General features: G+C 71.9%; 18 protein-coding genes. 10 read left to right on the forward strand and 8 right to left on the reverse strand.

Translation table 11 applies throughout. The features are described 5' to 3' along the window. Positions 1–19: 19 nt before the first annotated feature. The 7 genes from AB5J51_RS23070 to AB5J51_RS23100 all read right to left on the reverse strand — a co-directional run bounded on the left by AB5J51_RS23070 (position 20) and on the right by AB5J51_RS23100 (position 6,622). Positions 20–415 (reverse strand): VOC family protein, encoded by a 396-nt coding sequence (locus AB5J51_RS23070; protein ID WP_369778535.1) that lies wholly within the window; start codon positions 413–415, stop codon positions 20–22. Positions 416–495: 80 nt separating this feature from the next. Beyond that, on the reverse strand, positions 496–936 hold the full coding sequence (locus tag AB5J51_RS23075) for an NUDIX hydrolase (protein ID WP_053790606.1): 441 nt from the start codon (positions 934–936) through the stop codon (positions 496–498). Between the two features lie 1,455 nt (positions 937–2,391). Further along, positions 2,392–2,985 (reverse strand): 2'-5' RNA ligase family protein, encoded by a 594-nt coding sequence (locus tag AB5J51_RS23080; protein WP_369778536.1) that lies wholly within the window; start codon positions 2,983–2,985, stop codon positions 2,392–2,394. A 76-nt stretch (positions 2,986–3,061) separates the two neighbouring features. Continuing rightward, entirely contained in the window at positions 3,062–4,264 is a 1,203-nt protein-coding gene (locus AB5J51_RS23085) for an ABC transporter permease (protein ID WP_369778537.1), read from the reverse strand. Beyond that, positions 4,261–4,998, reverse strand: a complete 738-nt coding sequence (locus AB5J51_RS23090; protein WP_369778538.1) for an ABC transporter ATP-binding protein — start codon at positions 4,996–4,998, stop codon at positions 4,261–4,263. The genes AB5J51_RS23085 and AB5J51_RS23090 overlap by 4 nt, the downstream gene beginning before the upstream one ends. Next, positions 4,995–6,125 carry a peptidoglycan-binding protein gene (locus tag AB5J51_RS23095; RefSeq protein ID WP_369778539.1) on the reverse strand — a complete coding sequence of 377 codons (1,131 nt, stop codon included), beginning with the start codon at positions 6,123–6,125 and terminating at the stop codon, positions 4,995–4,997. Before AB5J51_RS23095 ends, AB5J51_RS23090 begins: the two co-directional genes overlap by 4 nt. Beyond that, positions 6,110–6,622, reverse strand: coding sequence for a hypothetical protein (locus AB5J51_RS23100; RefSeq protein WP_053790846.1), 513 nt, complete (start codon positions 6,620–6,622; stop codon positions 6,110–6,112). Before AB5J51_RS23100 ends, AB5J51_RS23095 begins: the two co-directional genes overlap by 16 nt. A gap of 102 nt (positions 6,623–6,724) precedes the next feature. Here AB5J51_RS23100 and AB5J51_RS23105 point away from each other — a divergent pair, with 102 nt between their 5' ends. Genes AB5J51_RS23105 through AB5J51_RS23115 form a run of 3 tightly spaced genes read left to right on the forward strand, consistent with a single transcriptional unit; the run spans position 6,725 to position 9,668 of the window. Continuing rightward, on the forward strand, positions 6,725–7,426 hold the full coding sequence (locus AB5J51_RS23105; protein ID WP_369778540.1) for a response regulator transcription factor: 702 nt from the start codon (positions 6,725–6,727) through the stop codon (positions 7,424–7,426). Beyond that, the gene (locus AB5J51_RS23110) at positions 7,423–8,688 is read left to right on the forward strand and encodes a sensor histidine kinase (protein WP_369778541.1); all 1,266 of its coding nucleotides are present in this window, start codon (positions 7,423–7,425) and stop codon (positions 8,686–8,688) included. The genes AB5J51_RS23105 and AB5J51_RS23110 overlap by 4 nt, the downstream gene beginning before the upstream one ends. 26 nt (positions 8,689–8,714) lie before the next feature. Next, positions 8,715–9,668 (forward strand): L,D-transpeptidase family protein, encoded by a 954-nt coding sequence (locus AB5J51_RS23115; protein ID WP_369778542.1) that lies wholly within the window; start codon positions 8,715–8,717, stop codon positions 9,666–9,668. Positions 9,669–9,737: 69 nt separating this feature from the next. On the opposite strand, the gene AB5J51_RS23120 is transcribed toward AB5J51_RS23115, so the two are convergent. Continuing rightward, positions 9,738–10,388, reverse strand: a complete 651-nt coding sequence (locus tag AB5J51_RS23120) for a hypothetical protein (RefSeq protein ID WP_369778543.1) — start codon at positions 10,386–10,388, stop codon at positions 9,738–9,740. Positions 10,389–10,569: 181 nt separating this feature from the next. Here AB5J51_RS23120 and AB5J51_RS23125 point away from each other — a divergent pair, with 181 nt between their 5' ends. The 7 genes from AB5J51_RS23125 to AB5J51_RS23155 all read left to right on the forward strand — a co-directional run bounded on the left by AB5J51_RS23125 (position 10,570) and on the right by AB5J51_RS23155 (position 19,206). Then, positions 10,570–11,520 (forward strand): LLM class F420-dependent oxidoreductase, encoded by a 951-nt coding sequence (locus AB5J51_RS23125; RefSeq protein WP_369778544.1) that lies wholly within the window; start codon positions 10,570–10,572, stop codon positions 11,518–11,520. Between the two features lie 20 nt (positions 11,521–11,540). After that, positions 11,541–12,326, forward strand: coding sequence for an SDR family NAD(P)-dependent oxidoreductase (locus tag AB5J51_RS23130; protein ID WP_053790851.1), 786 nt, complete (start codon positions 11,541–11,543; stop codon positions 12,324–12,326). A gap of 117 nt (positions 12,327–12,443) precedes the next feature. Then, positions 12,444–13,565: an LLM class flavin-dependent oxidoreductase gene (locus AB5J51_RS23135; protein WP_030303877.1), complete on the forward strand. Its 1,122-nt coding sequence runs from the start codon at positions 12,444–12,446 to the stop codon at positions 13,563–13,565. Between the two features lie 175 nt (positions 13,566–13,740). Further along, on the forward strand, positions 13,741–15,480 hold the full coding sequence (locus AB5J51_RS23140) for an amidohydrolase family protein (protein ID WP_053790853.1): 1,740 nt from the start codon (positions 13,741–13,743) through the stop codon (positions 15,478–15,480). Beyond that, positions 15,477–16,949 carry an aldehyde dehydrogenase family protein gene (locus AB5J51_RS23145; RefSeq protein ID WP_053790854.1) on the forward strand — a complete coding sequence of 491 codons (1,473 nt, stop codon included), beginning with the start codon at positions 15,477–15,479 and terminating at the stop codon, positions 16,947–16,949. The genes AB5J51_RS23140 and AB5J51_RS23145 overlap by 4 nt, the downstream gene beginning before the upstream one ends. Before the next feature lie 233 nt (positions 16,950–17,182). Further along, positions 17,183–18,763 carry an APC family permease gene (locus AB5J51_RS23150; protein ID WP_369778545.1) on the forward strand — a complete coding sequence of 527 codons (1,581 nt, stop codon included), beginning with the start codon at positions 17,183–17,185 and terminating at the stop codon, positions 18,761–18,763. Between the two features lie 155 nt (positions 18,764–18,918). Further along, positions 18,919–19,206, forward strand: a complete 288-nt coding sequence (locus tag AB5J51_RS23155; RefSeq protein WP_136225632.1) for a hypothetical protein — start codon at positions 18,919–18,921, stop codon at positions 19,204–19,206. Positions 19,207–19,209: the final 3 nt, after the last annotated feature.

Raw genomic sequence — 19,209 nt, forward strand, 5'->3', positions numbered from 1 at the left:
GTGAGTAGCGGGCGCCGGCTCAGGGGCGCTCGCCGAGCACGTCGAGATAGTGCGCGTTGTACATGAAGCCCAGGACATTGCCGAACGGGTCGACCACCGAGGCGGTGACGAAGCCGGGCCCGCGCTCCGTGGGCGGCTCGTACTGCTTCGCGCCCATGGACAGCAGCTTCTCGAGCGTCACGTCGACGTCGTCGACGTGCCAGTACACGACGGCGCCGCCCGGCTCGGCGGGCGCGCCGGCGGGCGCGTAGCGGCGGTCGATCAGCCCGAGCTCGTGCTGGTAGTCGCCGAGCCGGAACTCGGCGTACCCCGGCCGCTCGAAGTAGGGGCCGGCGCCGAGGAGTTCGGTGTACCAGGCCTTGGCCGCGTCCAGATCGGCGGCCCAGAAACTGACGGTGGTCAGACCTCGCAACACGGAAGCTCCTCGGCTCGTCGTCGATGACAGTGCCAGGACTCTAGCCATGATGTAGGTCAGTGCCTGTCCTCGTTGCCGCGTCAGACCACGAGCCCGAGGTGGACCGGCTCGGCCGGCGTGTCGGCCAGCAGCTCCGCGAGCCGCGGCGGCCACAGCGGCTCCCCGAGCGAAGCCAGGGCCTGCTGCGACAGCCAGCGCCAGTGCGCGTCGGGCGATTCCGGGACGGGATCGCGGCGCGGGCCGGTGGTGACGTAGATGTGCTCGTGCTGGCGTACGGGGATCCCCTCGTGGGTGAAGTCGTGCTCCCAGGTGCAGAGCAGCCGCTGCGGCTCGAGGTCGGTCCACCCGGTCTCCTCCCGCAACTCCCGCCGCACGCACTCCTCGGGGGTCTCCCCGGGATCGATCCCCCCGCCGGGCGGCAGCCAGTGGATCCCGACCTCGATGTTGTTCTCACGGAAGAGGAACACCGAACCGGTCGGAGAGAGGATGACAATGCGGGCTGCCTGCCTGGGAGTTCTCATCAGATCAGCGTACGACGGGGGGTCGGTTCTGTGCAGGTGGCGGGGGCGGCGGGTAGGGGTCGGAGCCGCAGGGCGGGATGGGGGCGGGGTCCGCGTACTCGGGGTCGGAGGCCTGCCGGGGCGCGGGGGTGGGGTGACGGGGGCGGCGGCGGAAAGGTCGGCCGGGGCGCGGGGGCGGGGTATGTGTGAGCGGTGTCGGAGGAGTGTCCGGGGGCGTCCCGTCAGTCCACTGTCCTTCCGGGGCGGTCCGGGCCGTCAAGGGCGCTCCTCCTTCGTCGTCGCGTCGCTTCGCGATGGCCTTCGGCCACCCTTGACTGCCCGGCCCACCCCGGAAAGACAACAGACTGCCGGGACGCCCCCGAAGGATGGCCGGGGGGTTCGGATTCCGACCAGCCCCGATCAGAGATGCCGAGCAGGAGCCCCTGTCCATCCGGACCCCATTCCCCAGGACCACCGAGCAAGAGCAGGATGGGGCCAGGGGGAGGGGACGCCTCCCTGAAGGGCCCATGGGCGCCCTTTCCGGACCCAGGCAGGGTCAACCCGCGCCAGACAGCGGCCAGATGCCCCTGCCGGTAGGAGTGGGCCCGCGGACGCATCAATTCGCTACGCGCTCCTCCCGGCTTGGCGGCTGACGGCCGTCTGGGGTTGGACATAGGCCGCCCACGACCGGCACAGGCCGGCATGGAATGCGACTGCGGGTAGTTTGCCCCGTTTTGGTGCCCGGTTGAGACGTGAATGGGCGCTTGTCGGAGTGAGGGGTTGAAAAATCCGGCATCAGGCTCCTTCTCGCCCGCTTTTCGCCCCAAATGGCGTGCAGACGCCCGAAAACCCGCCCGGGTAGGTGTCTGGGCGGCTTGTGTCCAGCCTCAGACGGCCGACGGACGCCAAGCCGGGCGGAGCGCGTAGCGATTTGGGGCGTCCACGGCCGGACAGGCACTGCAGCGTCATCTCATCGCTGTCTGGTGCAGGTTGGCCCTGCCGGGGCGCGGAAGGGAGCCTGTGGGCCCTTCAGTGAGCCGTGCCCTCCCCGCGGCCCCGTCACTGGCCAGGCTCGGTGGTCCCCGGGAATGGGGTGCGGATGGACGGGGCCCCTGGCCGGCATCTCTGATGGGCCATCGCCTGGACATGAACCTCCCGGCCATTCCTTCGGGGGCTTCCCGGCAGTCTTATGGCATTCCGGGGCGGGTCGGTCGGTCAAGGGTGGCCGAAGGCCATCGCGAAGCGACGCGACGACGAAGGAGGAGCGCCCTTGAGGGACCGGCACGACACGGAAGGACAGTGGACTGACGGGACGCCCCCGGACACTCCTCCGACGCCGCTCACGCATACCCCGCCCCCGACGTCCCGGCTGGCCTTTCGACGCCGACTACGCGGACCCCGCCCCCGCGTCCCGGCTGGCCTTTCCGACGCCGAGTGCACGGACCCCGCCTTCGCCCCGGTCGGCCTTTCCGCCCCTCACCCCCGCAGTGCGAACGACGCCCGGTCCCGCCATGCCACTCCGTCGTGGACCATCAGGTCGACCGACGAGATGCGGGTCGTGAGGGGGAGCGAGCGCGCCAGGTCGGCTTCGATCTCGGCCAGTACTTCCGGCTCCTGTCGCTGCGCGACCGTCAGATGCGGGACGACGTCCGCGAACCGGCCCCCGTACGGCTGGGCCTGCGGCCAGCGGTCGGTGATGGCGCGGGTGAGCAGTCGCAGCTGCGTGTCCGGCTCGGGGGCCAGGTACAGCACCGCCGGGAAGCGGCGGCTCTCGGCGAACCGGACGTCGAAGGCCCGGTGGCTGCCCAGGGTCTCGGCGAGCGCCGCGTGGACGGTGGCGTCGATGAGGTGCTCGTCGAGGAACGGGAAGAGCACCGTCACGTGCGCCGGGACCCCGGCGAGGGCCGAGGGGTCCAGCCGTTCGCGCCATGCGCGAACGGCTGGTTCGGCCTCGGGGACCTTCACGAGGAGGCCCGTCTGGCCCGCCTCGTACCGGGCCGTGCCGGATGTGGTGTTGGGCGTGCTGCCCGGCGTGGAGCGGGACGCGGTGTCGGTGGAGTCGGGTGCCATGACACCGGATGGTGCCACCCGGCGCCCACCACCCGGGTGCCACCGCACCCCGCCACCCGCCACCCGCCCCGCCCCCTCACCCCGCCTGCAGCGCCAGCGTCGGTGACAGGCGGGCCGCGCGGACTGCCGGGTAGAGGCCTGCCAGGGTGCCTATCGCCAGGGTCGAGGCGAAGCCGCCCGTCACCGCCCAGAGGGGGACCACCCAGGGGAGGTCGCCCGCCCGGGCGTAGGCCGCCGTGGCCGCAGCGCCGAGGGCGATGCCCGCCAGGCCGCCGAGGCCCGACAGGAGCAGGGACTCCGTGACGAACTGGATGCGCACCTGGCCCTTGGTCGCGCCCAGCGAACGGCGCAGGCCGATCTCGTGGCGGCGCTCCAGGACGGAGATGATCATGGTGTTCGCGACCCCGACCCCGCCCACCAGCAGGGCGATCCCGCCCAGCCCCAGCAGGAGCGTGCTGAAGGCGCCCTCCGTGGCCGCCTTCGCCTGGAGCGCCGCCGACGGGTCCGTCACCGAGACCGTGCTCGGGGACTGCGGGTTGGCCGTCGGGGCGATCAGGCTGCGGACCGCCGCCACGCGGTCGTCCGCCGAGCGCTCGTACACCGCCGTCGGGTGGCCGTCGAAGCCGAGCAGCTGCTCCGCCGCCTCCCAGCCGATCAGTGCCGAGCGCTCGATCTCCGGGGCCAGCGGGACCGGGTCCAGGATGCCGATGACCGTGAAGTACCGGCCGCCGATGAACACCTGCTGTCCCGGCTCGGTGATGCCCAGCCGCTCCGCCGACACGTTCCCGAGCACCACCGACGGGTAGCGTCCGGTGGCCCCGTTCAGCCACGTGCCCTTCTGCATCCGGGCGCGCAGCACCTCCAGCAGGTCGTCCTTCGTGGCCTTGAGGCCGATGCCGCCCGTCTCCTCCTTCGGGATGTTCTCCGATCGCCGTACGGACTGCGCGACGTCGCCCGTCGTGCCCACCGATTCGACCCCCTCGATGCGGGAGATCATGCCCGGGGCCTCCTTCGGCAGCTTCGTGTCCTGCCCCGAGAACATCGACTGGCCCGGCGTCGCCACCAGCATGTTCGTGCCCAGCTTGTCGAGCTCCCGCAGGAGCTCGGCCTGGCTGGACGAGGACACCCCGACCACCGCGATCATCGTCGCGATGCCGATCGCGATCCCGAGCGCGGACAGGAACACCCGCGTCGGCCGGGAACGCAGCCCCGCCGAGCCGACGTGCAGGACGTCCCGGGGGCCGAGGCGGGACGGGGTCAGCTTCCTGGAGGCCCTCATCGTGCTCCCGCCTCCGCCCGCGCCGTGTTCCACAGGTCCGCCACGATCTCCCCGTCCCGGATCCGCACCTGTCGCGGCAGGCTCGCCGCGATCTCCTGGTCGTGGGTGATCACGGCGATGGTGGCCCCGTCCGCGTTCAGCTCGTGCAGCAGCTCCATCACCGACTGCCCCGACGCCGAGTCCAGTGCGCCCGTCGGCTCGTCGGCCAGGAGCAGGTCCGGCTCGCCGGCCACCGCCCGGGCGATGGCCACGCGCTGCTTCTGCCCGCCCGACAGCTCGTGCGGCCGGTGCTCCATCCGGTCCCCGAGGCCGACCCGCTCCAGCGCCCGCGCCGCCCGGCGGCCGCGCTCGGCGCGCGAGAGGCCGGAGTACAGCAGCCCCTCGGCGACGTTCGCCTGCGCGCTGATGCCCGGTACGAGGTGGAAGGACTGGAAGACGAAGCCGACATGGCGTGAGCGCAGTGCCGACAGGGCGCGGTCGGACAGGGTCGCGATGTCGTGCCCGGCGATGGCGACCGCGCCGGCGCTCGGGCGGTCGAGGGTGCCGACGATGTGCAGCAGGGTGGACTTCCCGGAGCCGGACGGGCCGACGATGGCGAGGAGCTCGCCGTTCAGGACGGTGAGGTCCACCCCGCGCAGGGCCTTGACCCCGTCCGGGTACTCCTTGGTGACGCCCGCCAGCTCCACGACGGCGCGCGCGTGCCGGTTCTCTGCAGCGGCCACTGTCGTCGTCACTGCTTCGGGATCCCCACCTGCATGCCCTCCTTGAGGGCGTCCCCCTTGACCTCGACGCGGCCCTGCCCGAACATGCCGAGCTCGACCGGGACGTCACGGACCGCGCCGTTCTCGACGACCTGTACGCCGAAGCCGCCGCCGGACAGCGCGAGGAGTGCGTTGACCGGTACGGAGAGCACGCCCCTGCGGGTCTCGCCGGTCAGCCGGATCGACACCGGGGACTGGTCCGGGCCCTTGATCTCGGAGGCGTTGTCGAGGGACACGCTCACCTCGACCTTCGGCTTCCCGCCACCGCCACCGCCACCGCCACCGGCTCCGCCGCCGCCCCCGCCGCCGTTCGGGTCGTCCGGGTTCGCCGTGCTGCCCACCGAATCGATCTTCCCGGTCGCCTTGCCGCCGCCCGGCAGGTTCACGGTGACCTTGTCGCCGGTCTTCGCCGCGCCCGCCTTGGCCACGTCCAACTGGAACCGGACCATCCGTTCTGTTCTGGTCAGGGTCAGCACCGGCTTGCCCGGCGCCGGCTCGTCGCCGACCGCCGTGTCGTTCTTCTGCACCCGCTGCGGGCCGGCCGCGAAGGCGATGTCGTCCTTGCCGACCTCGCCCGTCTCCGCCGCCTTGTGCGCCTTCTGCCAGCGCTTGACCGCCGTCGCCGTGCCCGCCGTGAAGGCGCCGTCCTCCGGGTCGAGACCGGTCCCGTACCCGAGGGCCTGGAGGTTCCGCTTGAGCTGTTTGACGTCCTCGCCCTTGTCTCCGGTCTTCATCGGCCGGTACACGGGCGTGCTCCCGTACATCAGCCGCACCGGCTTGCCGTTGACCTCGTACAGCCTCCCGTCCCGCTCGATCGCCGTGCCGGCGCCGGCGACCCAGGTCAGCACCCCCGGGCCGCCCGCGGCGAGCTTGCGCTCCTGCGCGTAGCCGAGGGTGCCCTCCACGGTGAGCCCAGAGCTGAGGTCCCCGCGCGTGACCGGAGCCGTCTGCTGCGGCAGCCCGTCCGCGCGCCGGTCCTTCGAACCGTCCGAATCACCCCGCGGCTGGGCCGTCACCGCGTACCCGCCGCCCGAGACGGCGAGTACGACGGCCAGCGAGCCCAGCAGCCACTTGCCGCGCCGCCTCATGCGGCGTCGCACTTCTTCTGGGCCTCCTCGAAGGCCTTCTCCTGGCCCTCGGGGATCTTGGTCGCGCTCATCGCGCTGCCGTTGAACTCCGGGTCGGGGATGTTCACGCCGTTGTCCCGCATGCACTTGGCCCACTTCAAGGCCTTGTCCTTCTGCTCCTGCGACATCTGGCCCGTCCCGGGGGCCTGCAGCCCGCACGCCTCGAAGGCCTTCTTCAGCGCCTCCGGATCCTCGCTGCCCGAGCCGAGCGTCATGCCGCGCGGGTCCTGCCCGGGCTCCGGGTCGGGCGCGTCGATGCCGTGCTCGCGCAGGCACTTGCGCGTCTTGAGCGCCTTGTCGGCATCGGCGCCGCTGGTGGTACCGCTGCCGCCGCCGCTCGACGCGTTGTTCTTGGCGGAGTCGTCCTTCTTCCCGTCCTTCCCGTCCTTCCCGTCCGAACCGACACCGCCCGTGCACGCGGTGACGAAGAGGGTCAGCCCGGTGAGGGCCGCGGCCGTGGTCATGGTCATGGATCGCTTCATGCGGCCGACCCTGCACGGGAGGCGGGTTTCGCTTCCCTCTCCGATCTTGCTTATGACGAGGAAATGCGAGATTCCGGTAAAGAAGGCGGCATGCGAGTTCTGGTGGTGGAGGACGAGGAATTCCTCCGGGAGATGATCGCCGACGGGCTGCGCCGCGACGCGCTGGCCGTCGACGAGGCGGGCGACGGCCTCGAGGCCCTGCGGCGCCTGCGCCTGGGCGAGTACGACGTCCTCGTCCTCGACCGCGACCTGCCCGGCCTGCACGGCGACGAGGTCTGCCGGCAGGTCGTGCGCGAGCGGCTGCTGACCCGCGTCCTGATGCTGACCGCCTCCGGGACCGTACGGGACCGGGTCGAAGGGCTCGGCCTCGGCGCCGACGACTACCTGACCAAGCCCTTCGCGTACGACGAGCTCCTCGCCCGCGTCCTGGCGCTGGGCCGGCGGGCCCGGCCGGCCCTGCCGCCGGTGCTGGAGCGCTGCGGCATCGCCGTCGACACGGCCCGCAGGACCGCGACCCGCGACGGGCACCGGATGGCGCTGTCGCGCAAGGAGTTCGCCGTACTGGAGGCACTGCTGAGGGCCGAGGGCGCCGTGCTCGGCAACGACGACCTGATCGAGCAGGTGTGGGAGGAGGACACCTCGTACAGCACGAACGCCGTACGGGTGACCCTCAGCAAGCTGCGGGCCAAGCTGGGCGAGCCGCCGCTGATCGAGACCGTGCCGGGCGCGGGCTACCGGATCGCCGGTCCGGAGACGGGCCCGGGCACCGCCAAGATCGCCGATCCGCGATGAGAGCAGTGCTCCATTCCGAGCGCGCCCGTCTCACCGCGCTCTACGGCTCGCTGCTCGTCCTCGCCGGCGGCGGCCTGATCGCCCTGATCAACATCCTGCTGCGGGGCGGCCTCTACACCCGCATCAGCGGAGCCGTCACCACCGCCGTCCCCGGCACCGCGTTCGAACGCGCCGCCGTCGAAGGCCAACCGCTCAAGGCCGTCCCCGCCCAGCGGCTCCCGCCCGGCGCCGCCGAGCCCACCCAGGAGCAGCTCCGGACGTGGGCCGTGACCCGCAACCTCTCCTCCGCCGTCGAGTCCGCCACCCTCCACGAGCTGCTGATCGTCTCGCTCGTCGCCCTCGCCGTGTTCGCCGTACCGTCGATCTGGCTGGCCTGGTGGATGGCCGGCCGGGTGCTGCGCCCCGTCGGCGTCATCACCGAAACGGCCCGCCGCCTTTCGGGGGAGAACCTGCACGAGCGGATCGGCCTCGAGGCCCCGCCAGGCGAGCTCAAGCGTCTGGCCGACACCTTCGACGGCATGCTCGACCGGATGGAGAGCCTGGTGGGCGCGCAGCGCCGGTTCGCCGCCAACGCCGCCCACGAGCTGCGGACCCCGCTCGCCGTCCAGCGGGCGGCCGCCGAGATCGGGCTGGCGGGGGACCCGCCGCCGGAGAAGGTGGCCCGGATCCGCTCCAAGCTGATCGGCGTCGCCGAATCCAGCGAGCACCTCATCGAGTCGCTGCTGCTGCTCGCGGTGTCGGAGGAGGGACTGGAGACCACGGCCCCGGTGGACCTGGCGGCCCTGGTCGAAGTCGAACTCACGGAGGCCGCCCGGGCCGGGGCGGGCCCGGAGTCCGGCCCGGGGGCCGGGCGGCCGGACGTCGTACGGGACCTTGCGCCGCTGGTCGTGACCGGTGACCGGGCGCTGCTGGCCCACCTGGTGCGCAACCTGCTCGGCAACGCCGTACGGCACAACCGGCCGGGCGGCCGGATCGGCGTGGCGACCTCCGCCGACGGGGCGCTGACGGTGTCCAACACCGGGCCGGTGATCGACCCCGCCGACGTGCCGCGGCTGCTGGAACCGTTCCGGCGGCGGGCCGAGCGGCAGCACATCGCGGGCGAGGGTGCGGGCCTCGGGCTCTCCATCGTGGCCTCGGTCGCGCGGGCGCACGGCGCGAAGCTGGTGGCGCGGGCCAATCCCGCTCCGGGCGGCGGACTGACCGTCAGGGTCCGCTTTCCGGTGGGACCCGCGCCGCTCCGGCCGCCGCCTCAAGAGTCCTGAATGTTCCGATGTGTACCGTCGGGGGCATGAGCAAGCACCCCCGCTCCCGCAGTCCCCGCACGTACCGCGCCGTCCGCTCGCCCCGGCGGGCCGCCATCGTCGCCGCCCTGGGCCTGTTGGCCTTCGGGGCCGGATGGGCGTACACGGCCCAGGACGACCACCGTGGCGCCACGGCCCAGGCCCGGACCGGAGACCGCTCGGGGGGCGCGGCTGCCGTGGTCGGCTCCGCCAAGCCCACCGGGCCCGCCAAGACCACCGGCTCCGCCGACCCTGCAGGCGATGCCCGCGCCGCCCGCGAGGTACGCGGCGCCCCCGGTGCACCGGCGGCATCCGGTGCTCCGGGTGCTCCGGGTGCTCCGGGCGCCTCCGCAGCCCCGGACGACCCCGCCCACGGCCTGGCCGACGTCAGCGACGAGACCGCGGCCAGGATCCCGGCCACCGCCCGCCAGCTCCTCCTCGTCACCGGCAAGGGGAGGGACTCCTCGGAGTCCACGGCGACCCTCTACAGCCGGAAGGCGGCCGGAGCCGGCTGGGTCCGCACCACCGAGAGCTGGCCCGCGCACAACGGCGCCGGCGGCTGGAACTCGTCCGAACGCGAGGACGGGGACCTCACCACACCCGTGGGCGTGTTCACCCTGAGCGACGCCGGCGGGCTGCTGGCGAAGCCGCCGGGCACGAAGCTCCCGTACGACCACAACCGGCTCTTCGTCCCCACCGGCCGGGGAGTGAACGGCGAGTCCCTCGCGGGTGCCTTCGAATACGTCATCGCGATCGACTACAACCGCCGGACGGGGGTCTCCCCGCTGGACCTGTTCAAGCCGGAGGGCGAGGACAAGGGCGGCGGCATCTGGCTCCACGTCGACCACAACGGCCCCTCGCAGGGCTGCATCGGCATCTCGAAGGAGGCCATGAAGAAGCTCCTGACCACCCTGGACCCGGCGGCGAAGCCGGTCATCGTGATGGGACCGGCAGGCTTCTGACCGGCAGGCTTCTGACCGGCCGGCTTCCGACCGGCCGGCTTCCGACCGGCCGCCTCCCGATCGTCGTGGTCAGACCGCGAGACCGGCCGGTTCCCGGCCGGCCGGCGCGGCGGCCACCCGCCGCTGCCTCAGCAGCAGCCCGATGTACGCCAGGTCGAAGACGCTGCACATGACGCCGAGCCCGAGGATGAACGGCGAGTCCTCGAGGACCCCGAAGAGCAGCGTCGGGGCGAGCGTCCCGAGCCACTTCGCGACGGCGATCACGAGGGACTGCCCGCGCGGCCCGCGCCGGTCGGCGTAGAGGGCGATGAACAGCCCGGACATCAGCAGGTTCTGCAGGAAGGCCGAGTACCGGCTCGCGTCGTGCGTCCCGAAGTGCGCGACGAACAGCCACTGCACGGCGAAGCCGGTGCCGAACACGAGCACGCTCCACGCCGCGAAGAGCGGCCGTGTCACGAACTCGGGCAGTTCGTCCCGCCCGAAGCGCAGGTACGTCCAGATGATCGCGATGTCGGCGACCGCCCACACGACGTTGACGATCCCCTGCGCGGAGACCCCGCTCATGAACTCGCCCGCGGCGTACGTCACCTCCCACGCGAAGTTCAGCGCGAGCGCGGCCACCGGCATCGCATAGGTCCGGTCCCGCAGGCCGACCCGGATCGCCTCCACGTACACGACGGTCCACGCCACCCCGCTGACCAGCGTCAGAAAGAGATCCACTCGCGGCACCCTAGCCAACGCGCCCCTCCCGGCACATCCCCCGCGCACGGATCACCTTGCGCGTGGCCGGGTCGAACCCCTTGCCTGACGGTCCGTCAGCTACGACGATGGCCCCCGGCGCCGGCGGGACGCGCATCGGCAGCCGAAGACGTGGGCGACAGACGAAGCGAGGCGGTGCGGCATGGCGCGCGTGTTTGCGGAGGGCCGGCTGGTCTACGGGATGCAGCTCCCGATCCAGTCGCAGAGCACCATCTACGCCGAGCCCTGGGAGGCCTCGGCCACCGCCGTCGACCTCGCCGAGGTGGCGCGGGCCGCCGACCGGGCCGGCTTCGGGTACGTCGCCACCTGCGACCACGTCGCCATCCCGCGCCGGCTCGCCGGACCCATGAGCACCGTCTGGTACGACCCGGTGGCCACCCTCGCCTTCCTCGCCGGGATCACCGAGCACGTCCGCCTGCTGAGCCACGTCGCGATCCTGGGCCTGCGCCACCCGCTGCTCAGCGCCAAGCAGTACGCCACCCTCGACCACCTCTCGGGCGGCCGGCTGATCCTCGGCGTCGGCGCCGGCCACGTGCAGGAGGAGTTCGAGGTCCTCGGCGCCGACTTCGCCCGCCGCGGAGCCCTCCTCGAGGAGACCCTGGACGCGCTGCGCGCCGCCCTCGGGCCCGAGGAGTACCCGGAGTTCGAGGGTGAACTGTTCTCCTTCAAGGACCTCGGCCAGCTGCCCCGCCCCGCCCAGGCCCGCATCCCCGTCTGGGTCGGCGGCTCCTCGCCCGCCGCCGTGCGCCGGGCCGCCGTTCGCGGCGACGGCTGGCTCCCGCAGGGCGACCCGCGCGACAGGCTGCCGGGCCAGATCGCCCGGATCAAGGAGCTCCGCGCCGGGGCCGGGGTCGCGGACCCCATCGAGTTCGGCGCGATCACCGAGGCGCTGTACGTCGGCGAGCCCGGCTGGGACACCGGCCGCCGCACCCTCACCGGCAAGGCGGAGGCGCTCGCCGAGTCCCTCCGCGAGTACCGGGCGCTCGGCGTGGACCAGATCCAGGTCCGCTTCCGCAGCCGCGACCGCGCCGAACTGACCGACCAGATCGCCGCTTTCGGGGCCGAGGTCGGCCCGCTTCTCAACGACCGGTGACAACGACTAGGAGTATGGGCATGGGCAAGCTGGACGGGCGCGTCGTCGTCATCACGGGTGCGGCGCGCGGCCAGGGCGAGCAGGAAGCCCGCCTCTTCGCCGCCGAGGGGGCCAAGGTGCTCCTCGGCGACGTGCTGGACGAGCAGGGAGCCGCCGTCGCCAAGGAGATAGGCGAGGACCGCGCCCGGTACGTACGGATGGACGTGAGCCGGGAGGAGGACTGGGCGGCCGCCGTGGCCGCCGCCAAGGAGGCCTTCGGCCCGATCGACGGCCTGGTCAACAACGCGGGCATCCTGCGCTTCAACGAGCTGGTCTCGACCCCGCTGGAGGAGTTCCTGCAGCTGGTCCAGGTCAACCAGGTCGGCGCCTTCCTCGGCATCAAGACCGTGGCCCCGGAGATCGAGGCGGCCGGCGGCGGCACCATCGTCAACACCTCCTCGTACACCGGTCTGACGGGCATGGCGTACGTCGGCTCGTACGCGGCGACCAAGGCGGCGATCGTCGGCCTGACCCGGGTGGCCGCGCTGGAGCTCGCCGCCAAGGGCATCCGGGTCAACGCGATGTGCCCGGGCGCCGTGGACACCCCGATGGCCAATCCCGGCCTGCTGGACCCGGCCAACATGAGCGACGAGGCCCGGGACGCGATGGCGGAGCTCTACCAGCGGGTCGTGCCGATGGGCCGGGTGGGCCGGCCCGACGAGATCGCCAAACTGGCCCTGTTCCTGAGCAGCGAGGACTCCTCGTACATCACCGGCCAGCCGTTCGTGATCGACGGCGGCTGGATGGCGGGCGTCAGCATCCTCTAGATCTTGCCTCCACCCCATCTGATGGAGCGTCAGGTATTGACGCTCGCGCTTCCGCGGTGGAACAGTCGACTCATCGAATCTGACGACACGTCAGAAATCAAAGGACGGTGAACCCCCTTGGAATTCGGGCTCTTCGTGCAGGGATACGTGCCTGAGGCGCGGTCCAAGGTCGACCCCGAGGCAGAGCACAAGGCGCTGGTCGAGGAGACCGAGTACGTCATCCAGGCCGACAAGTCCGGCTTCAAGTACGCCTGGGCCTCCGAGCACCACTTCCTGGAGGAGTACTCGCACCTGTCGGCGAACGAGGTGTTCCTCGCCTACCTCGCCCACGCCACCGAGCGCATCCACCTCGGCTCCGGCATCTTCAACCCGCTCGCCCCGGTCAACCACCCGGTCAAGGTGGCCGAGAAGGTCACCATGCTCGACCACCTCTCCAAGGGGCGCTTCGAGTTCGGCACCGGGCGCGGCGCCGGCAGCCACGAGATCCTCGGGTTCCTGCCCGGCATCACGGACATGAACGCCACCAAGGAGATCTGGGAAGAGACCATCGCCGAGTTCCCCAAGATGTTCCTCCAGGAGGAGTACGAGGGGTTCCAGGGCAAGCACTGGTCGCTGCCGCCGCGGAAGATCTTCCCCAAGCCGTACGGCAAGGCCCACCCGGCCATGTGGTACGCCGCCGGCTCCCCCTCCTCGTACGCGATGGCCGCGAAGAAGGGCCTCGGCGTCCTCGGTTTCAGCGTCCAGAAGGTCTCCGACATGGAGTGGGTGCTGGAGCAGTACAAGACGGCCATCCAGGAGGCCAAGGCCATCGGCGCGTTCGTCAACGACAACGTGATGGTCACCTCCACCGCGATATGCGCCGAGACGCACGACAAGGCGGTGGAGATCGCGGTCAACGCGAACATGAACCGCTTCCAGTCGCTGGTCTTCCGCTACCACGACACCTTCCCGCGGCCCGAGGCGATCCCGCAGTGGCCCGAGACGCTGCCCGAGTACAACGCGGAGATCATCGAGCTGCTGATCGCCGAGGAACTGCTGATCTGCGGCGACCCGTCCGAGGTGCTCGCGCAGTGCAAGCGCTGGGAGCAGGCGGGCGCCGACCAGCTGTCGTTCGGCCTGCCGACCGGCGTCTCGTACGAGGACACGATGACCACCATCAAGCTCATCGGCGAGCACGTGATCCCGAAGATCGACACGGACCCGGTCCACCGCACGACGCGCTTCCGCCAGGCCGTCTGACCCGGCGGGGGAACAGGGGCGGCGTCTTCCCGGACCGCCGTCCCGCACCGGCCCCGGCCGGAGGTCATGCCGAGGCCGCGGCCGGCCCGGCGGCCCCCGGCCGGGGCGCGCGGGGATCTTGGGCGGAGCCCCCGGGACGACGGTCAGCAACACGAACACCGGCAGAAGGGACGCCATGCTCGACCACCTGATCAAGGGCGCCACCGTCGTGGACGGCACCGGCGCCCCCGCCCGCGTGGCCGACGTCGGCCTGCGCGACGGGCGGATCGCCGTCATCGGCGAGCCGGGCACGGTCACGGAGGAGGCCCGGACCAGCGAGGACGCGCACGGGCTCGTCCTGTGCCCCGGCTTCGTCGACCCCCACACGCACTACGACGCCCAGCTCTTCTGGGACCCGTACGCGACCCCCTCCATGAACCACGGCGTCACCACCGTCGCCGGCGGCAACTGCGGGTTCACCCTCGCCCCGCTCAACCCGGCCCGCCCGGAAGACGCCGACTACACCCGCCGCATGATGAGCAAGGTCGAGGGCATGGCCCTCAAGGCCCTCGAGGAAGGCGTCGACTGGACCTGGTCCGGCTTCGGCGAGTACCTCGACGCCCTCGAAGGGCGGATCGCCGTCAACGCGGGCTTCATGGTCGGCCACTGCGCACTGCGCCGGCACGTCATGGGCGCCGATGCCGTCGGCGGCCAGCCCACCCCCGAGCAGATGCAGCAGATGCTCGACCTCTTCCACGACGCCATGAACGCCGGCGCCTGGGGCCTGTCCACCACCCAGTCCGCCACCCACTCCGACGGCGACGGCGCCCCCGTGGCCTCCCGCCACGCCAAGCCGGCCGAGCTCATCGCGCTGTCGAAGGCCGTCGCCGAACACGAGGGCACCCAGCTCGAGGCCATCGTCGCCGGCTGCCTCGACCAGTTCGCCGACGAGGAGATCGACCTCTTCGTCGAGATGAGCGCCGCCGCCGGCCGCCCGCTGAACTGGAACGTCCTCACCATCGACGCCGCCGTCCCCGAACGGGTGCCGCGCCAGCTCGTACCGAGCGAACGCGCCCGCAAGGCCGGCGGCCGCATCGTCGCGCTCACCATGCCGATCCTCACTCCCATGAACATGTCGCTCGGCACCTTCTGCGCGCTGAACCTGATCCCCGGCTGGGGCGAGATCCTCGGCCTGCCCGTGCCCGAGCGGATCGCGAAGCTGCGCGACGCCGGCGTACGGGCGCAGATGCTGCGCCGCGCCGACAGCAAGGAGGCCGGGGTCTTCCGGCGCCTGGCCAACTTCGGCCGCTACGTCATCGGCGACACGTACAGCAAGGAGAACGAGGGCCTCTCGGGCCGGGTCGTGAACGACATCGCCGCCGAACGCGGCCAGGACCCCTTCCAGTGCCTGGTCGAGATCTGCGCCAACGACGACCTGCGTACGGTGCTCTGGCCCATGCCCACCGACAACGACCCGGCGAGCTGGGCGCTGCGCGCCGAGACCTGGCAGCACGAGGACGTCATGCTCGGCGGCTCCGACGCCGGCGCGCACCTGGACCGCATGTGCGGGGCCCCGTACACCACCCGCTTCCTCGGGGACTGCCTGCGCGGCCGCAAGCTGGTGCCGCTGGAGCAGGCCGTGAAGATGCTCACCGACGACCCGGCGCAGCTGTTCGGGCTGCGCGAGCGAGGACGGATCGCCGAGGGGTTCCACGCGGACCTGGTGCTGTTCGACCCGGAGCGGATCGAGGCCGGTCCGGCGACGCTCGTGCACGACCTGCCCGGCGACAGCCCGCGGCTGGACGCCCGGGCGATCGGGATCGTGTCCGTACGCGTCAACGGCGTGGAGACCATCCGCGACGACGAGGTGACGGGCGCGATCCCCGGGACCGTGCTCCGCTCGGGCCGCGACACGAGGACGGTGAGCACGCGTTGAGCGAGCCCCTGCAGCAGAAGCTGTACATCGGCGGCCAGTGGGTGGAGCCCGCCGCCGGGCACTACGAGGTGGTCAACCCGGCGGACGAATCGGTGGTCGGGCTCGCGCCCGAGGCCTCGCGCGCCCAGGTCGAGGAGGCGGCGCGCGCGGCGGCGGAGGCCTTCGAGGCCTGGTCCCGTACGGCCCCCGAGGCGCGGGCGGCCATCCTCGACCGGGCCGCGGACATCATGCAGCGCGAGTACGAGCCGTGGGCGGCCCTCGCCCGCGCCGAGACGGGCGCACCGACCGGCATCGCGCGCGGGATGCAGGTCGGGGTCGGGGTCTCGCGCTTCCGGCGGTACGCGAAGGGCGCCCTCGAGCCGGTGGAGCGGGGGCTGCCGCCGCAGGTCACCGAGGCCGGCCCGATGGGGAGGGCGAGCATCCTGGGGGCGCTGGAGGTGCGCCAGCCGGTCGGCGTGGTCACCTGCATCACCTCGTACAACAACCCGTGGGCGAACCCGGCGGGCAAGGTGGCCCCGGCCCTGGCCATGGGCAACACGGTGGTGGTCAAGCCGGCCCCGCAGGATCCGCTGTCGGTGTTCAAGATGGCCGAGGCGCTGCACGAGGCGGGCGCCCCGGCCGGCGTGGTGAACGTGGTCTGCGGCGCCTCGGTCGAGGTCGGCGAGGCCGCGGTGGACTCCCCCTACGTGGACATGGTGTCGTTCACCGGCTCCACGGGCGTCGGGCAGCGCATCGCGGAGGTCTGCGGCCGCTCGATGAAGCGGCAGCTGATGGAGCTGGGCGGCAAGGGCGCGGCGATCGTCTTCGAGGACGCCGACCTGGACGCGGCCGTGATGGGGATCGGCACCACCTTCTCCTTCTACTCCGGCCAGATCTGCACGGCGCCGACGCGGGTGATCGTGCACCGGTCGGTGTACGAGCAGCTGGTCGAGAAGCTCACGGGCTACCTGGCCTTCATGAAGGTCGGCGACCCGGCGGCGGCGGGCACGGTCGTCGGGCCGGTGATCTCGGCTGCGCACCGCGACCGCGTGGAGTCGTACGTCGAGCTCGGGCGCAAGGAGGGCGCGCGGATCGCGTACGGCGGCGAGCGGCCGGTGGTCGGGGACGGCCGCGGCTTCTACGTGGCGCCGACGCTGCTGGTGGACTGCACGAACGACATGAGGGTGGTCCGGGAGGAGATCTTCGGGCCGGTGGTCGTGGTCGTGCCGTTCGACGGGGACGAGGAGGAGGCGGTCCGGCTGGCCAACGACAGCGACTTCGGCCTGCTGAGCTACGTGTGGTCAGGGGACGCGGCGCGCGCCTTCCGGGTGGCACGGCGGCTGCGGGCGGGCGGGGTCGGCGTGAACACGATCGGCCGGAACATGGAGGCCCCGTTCGGGGGCTTCAAGCGCTCGGGCGTCGGGCGCGACGTGGGCTCGTACGCGCTGCACGCGTACAGCGAGATGCAGTCGATCGTCTGGGCGGGCTGAGACCCAGGTCACACGGGAAAGTTCAAAGCGGCACATAAGGGGTACTGCTGCGGTTTCCGCATTCCGGAACGGGCTGTCCGCTCCCTGTTGAGCAGGGGGCGGACATGTGCATGAACCTTTCATTACGGGTTAATGAACCGTCGTGAGCTCTGGATTCGAAGGTGTTCCCGCCGGTAGCCGCTCGGACTCAATCCCTCCGGATATGGAAAACGCAGCCTCTAACGTCCTGACCCATGACACAGCTGGACGTTCGGCCTCGGGTCGGAGACACGGTGAACGGCGTCGCCGGCGGCGAGGGCGGCGCCGGCGGCGTACGCGGCAAGGGGCTCGGCAAGGGCTCCGTGGGCCTGGTGGGAAGCGCCGTCATCGGCATCTCCACCGTCGCGCCCGTCTACTGCCTGACGTCGACCCTCGGCTCCACCGCCGGCGAGGTCGGCGTCCAGATGCCGGCGGTCTTCCTGGCCGGCTTCCTGCCGATGCTGCTCGTCGCCTTCGCGTACCGCGAGCTGAACAAGGCCGTGCCGGACTGCGGCACCTCCTTCACCTGGACCGTGAAGGCCTTCGGCCCGCGGATCGGCTGGATGTGCGGCTGGGGCCTGGTGATCGCCACGATCATCGTGCTCTCCAACCTGGCCGGCGTCGCCACCTCCTACTTCTGGCTGCTGGCCGGCGAGATCACGGGCAATGCGTCGATCGCCGCCCTGGACGACGACAAGCTCGTCCACATCGCCACCTGCCTCACCCTGATCGCCGCAGCGACCGCCATCAGCTACCGCGGAATGACCGCCACCAAGGGCGTCCAGTACACGCTGGTCGGCCTCCAGCTCGTGGTCCTCGCCCTCTTCGTGGCGATGGCCTTCCAGAAGGCCTCGGCCGGCGCTGGCGTCTTCGACGCCGGCCCGGACTTCTCCTGGCAGTGGATGAACCCCTTCGCGGTCGAGTCCATGGGCGCCTTCACCGCCGGACTCTCCCTCTCGATCTTCATGTACTGGGGCTGGGACGCCTGCCTGGCCACCAACGAGGAGACCACCGGCTCCGCCAAGACCCCCGGCCGCGCCTCGCTCATCGCGATGGTCGTCCTGGTCGGCTCGTACCTGGCCACCGGAATCGCCGCCCAGATGGCCGTCGGCTCCGGCACCACCGGCCTCGGCCTCGGCAACCCGGAGACCTCCGGCAACGTCTTCGCCGCCCTGGCCGGCCCGGTCATGGGCCCGGTGCTCGGGATCCTGCTCTTCGTCGCGGTCCTCGCCTCGGCGACCGCCTCGCTCCAGACCACGTTCATCCCGGTCGCCCGCACGGTCCTGGCCATGTCCACGTACGAGGCCCTGCCCGCCTCCTACGCCAAGGTCCACCCGCGCTTCAAGACCCCGGGCCGCGCCACCGTCATGGCGGGCGTCGCGACCGGCGCCTTCTACACCGTGATGACCCTGGTCAGCGAGAACGTCCTGACCGACACGATCTTCGCGCTCGGCCTGATGATCTGCTTCTACTACTCGCTGACGGCGTTCGCCTGCGCCTGGTACTTCCGCAGCGAGCTGCGCCGCTCCGCGCGGGACCTGATCTTCAAGGGCGTCTTCCCCGTCCTCGGCGGCCTCCTGCTGGCCGCCGTCTTCTTCAAGACGCTGATCGACATGTGGAACCCCTCGTACGGCTCCGGCTCCACCGTCCTCGGCGTCGGCAGCGTCTTCGTCATCGGCGTCGGCCTGCTGGCCCTCGGCCTGGTGATCATGCTGATCACGGAACGCCGCAGCCCGGCCTTCTTCCGCGGCCGGATCCTGACGAGGTCCACCCCGGCCCTGGTCGTCGAGGACTGACCCCACCCCTGAACCACTGCGCCCCCGCGGCCCCGGACCGCCCCGGTATCCGGGGCCGCGGGCGTTGCCGACCCGTGGCGCCGTGGGCGCACGGGCCGTCACCCCAAAGTGCCGCCGGGCGGTGACCGGGGCACCGGCGGGTCGTTCTGCACGGTATGAACGCCATGAAGCGCAGCCTTGCCGCCCTGGTCCTCTCCGGTGGTGCCCTCGCCCTGACCCCCGTCGCCGCCCACGCCGACGGGCCCAACCTTCAGGCGGCCGCCCCGCTCGCCCACCGCGTCGGCGACATCGCCGACCACCCGGGCCAGGCCGTACAGGACACGAAGACCGCCGTGGCCGTCACCGCCTCCGCCGCCGGATCCGCCACCAAGGCCACCGACACCTCGCTCGCGGGCGCGGGCAAGGCCCTGCAGGGCCTGCCGAAGACCCCGGCGATCCGCTGACAC

It is taken from the genome of Streptomyces sp. R33 (assembly GCF_041200175.1).
GTDB lineage: Bacteria > Actinomycetota > Actinomycetes > Streptomycetales > Streptomycetaceae > Streptomyces > Streptomyces katrae_B.

Excerpts from the sequence above, each read along its gene's own strand:
- AB5J51_RS23155 (WP_136225632.1), top strand. The coding sequence starts at position 18,919 with ATGAACGCCATGAAGCGCAGCCTTGCCGCCCTGGTCCTCTCCGGTGGT.
- AB5J51_RS23100 (WP_053790846.1), bottom strand. The coding sequence starts at position 6,622 with ATGACCATGACCACGGCCGCGGCCCTCACCGGGCTGACCCTCTTCGTC.
- AB5J51_RS23140 (WP_053790853.1), top strand. The coding sequence starts at position 13,741 with ATGCTCGACCACCTGATCAAGGGCGCCACCGTCGTGGACGGCACCGGC.
- AB5J51_RS23080 (WP_369778536.1), bottom strand. The coding sequence starts at position 2,985 with ATGGCACCCGACTCCACCGACACCGCGTCCCGCTCCACGCCGGGCAGC.
- AB5J51_RS23115 (WP_369778542.1), top strand. The coding sequence starts at position 8,715 with ATGAGCAAGCACCCCCGCTCCCGCAGTCCCCGCACGTACCGCGCCGTC.
- AB5J51_RS23085 (WP_369778537.1), bottom strand. The coding sequence starts at position 4,264 with ATGAGGGCCTCCAGGAAGCTGACCCCGTCCCGCCTCGGCCCCCGGGAC.
- AB5J51_RS23075 (WP_053790606.1), bottom strand. The coding sequence starts at position 936 with ATGAGAACTCCCAGGCAGGCAGCCCGCATTGTCATCCTCTCTCCGACC.
- AB5J51_RS23110 (WP_369778541.1), top strand. The coding sequence starts at position 7,423 with ATGAGAGCAGTGCTCCATTCCGAGCGCGCCCGTCTCACCGCGCTCTAC.
- AB5J51_RS23125 (WP_369778544.1), top strand. The coding sequence starts at position 10,570 with ATGGCGCGCGTGTTTGCGGAGGGCCGGCTGGTCTACGGGATGCAGCTC.
- AB5J51_RS23150 (WP_369778545.1), top strand. The coding sequence starts at position 17,183 with ATGACACAGCTGGACGTTCGGCCTCGGGTCGGAGACACGGTGAACGGC.
- AB5J51_RS23130 (WP_053790851.1), top strand. The coding sequence starts at position 11,541 with ATGGGCAAGCTGGACGGGCGCGTCGTCGTCATCACGGGTGCGGCGCGC.
- AB5J51_RS23105 (WP_369778540.1), top strand. The coding sequence starts at position 6,725 with ATGCGAGTTCTGGTGGTGGAGGACGAGGAATTCCTCCGGGAGATGATC.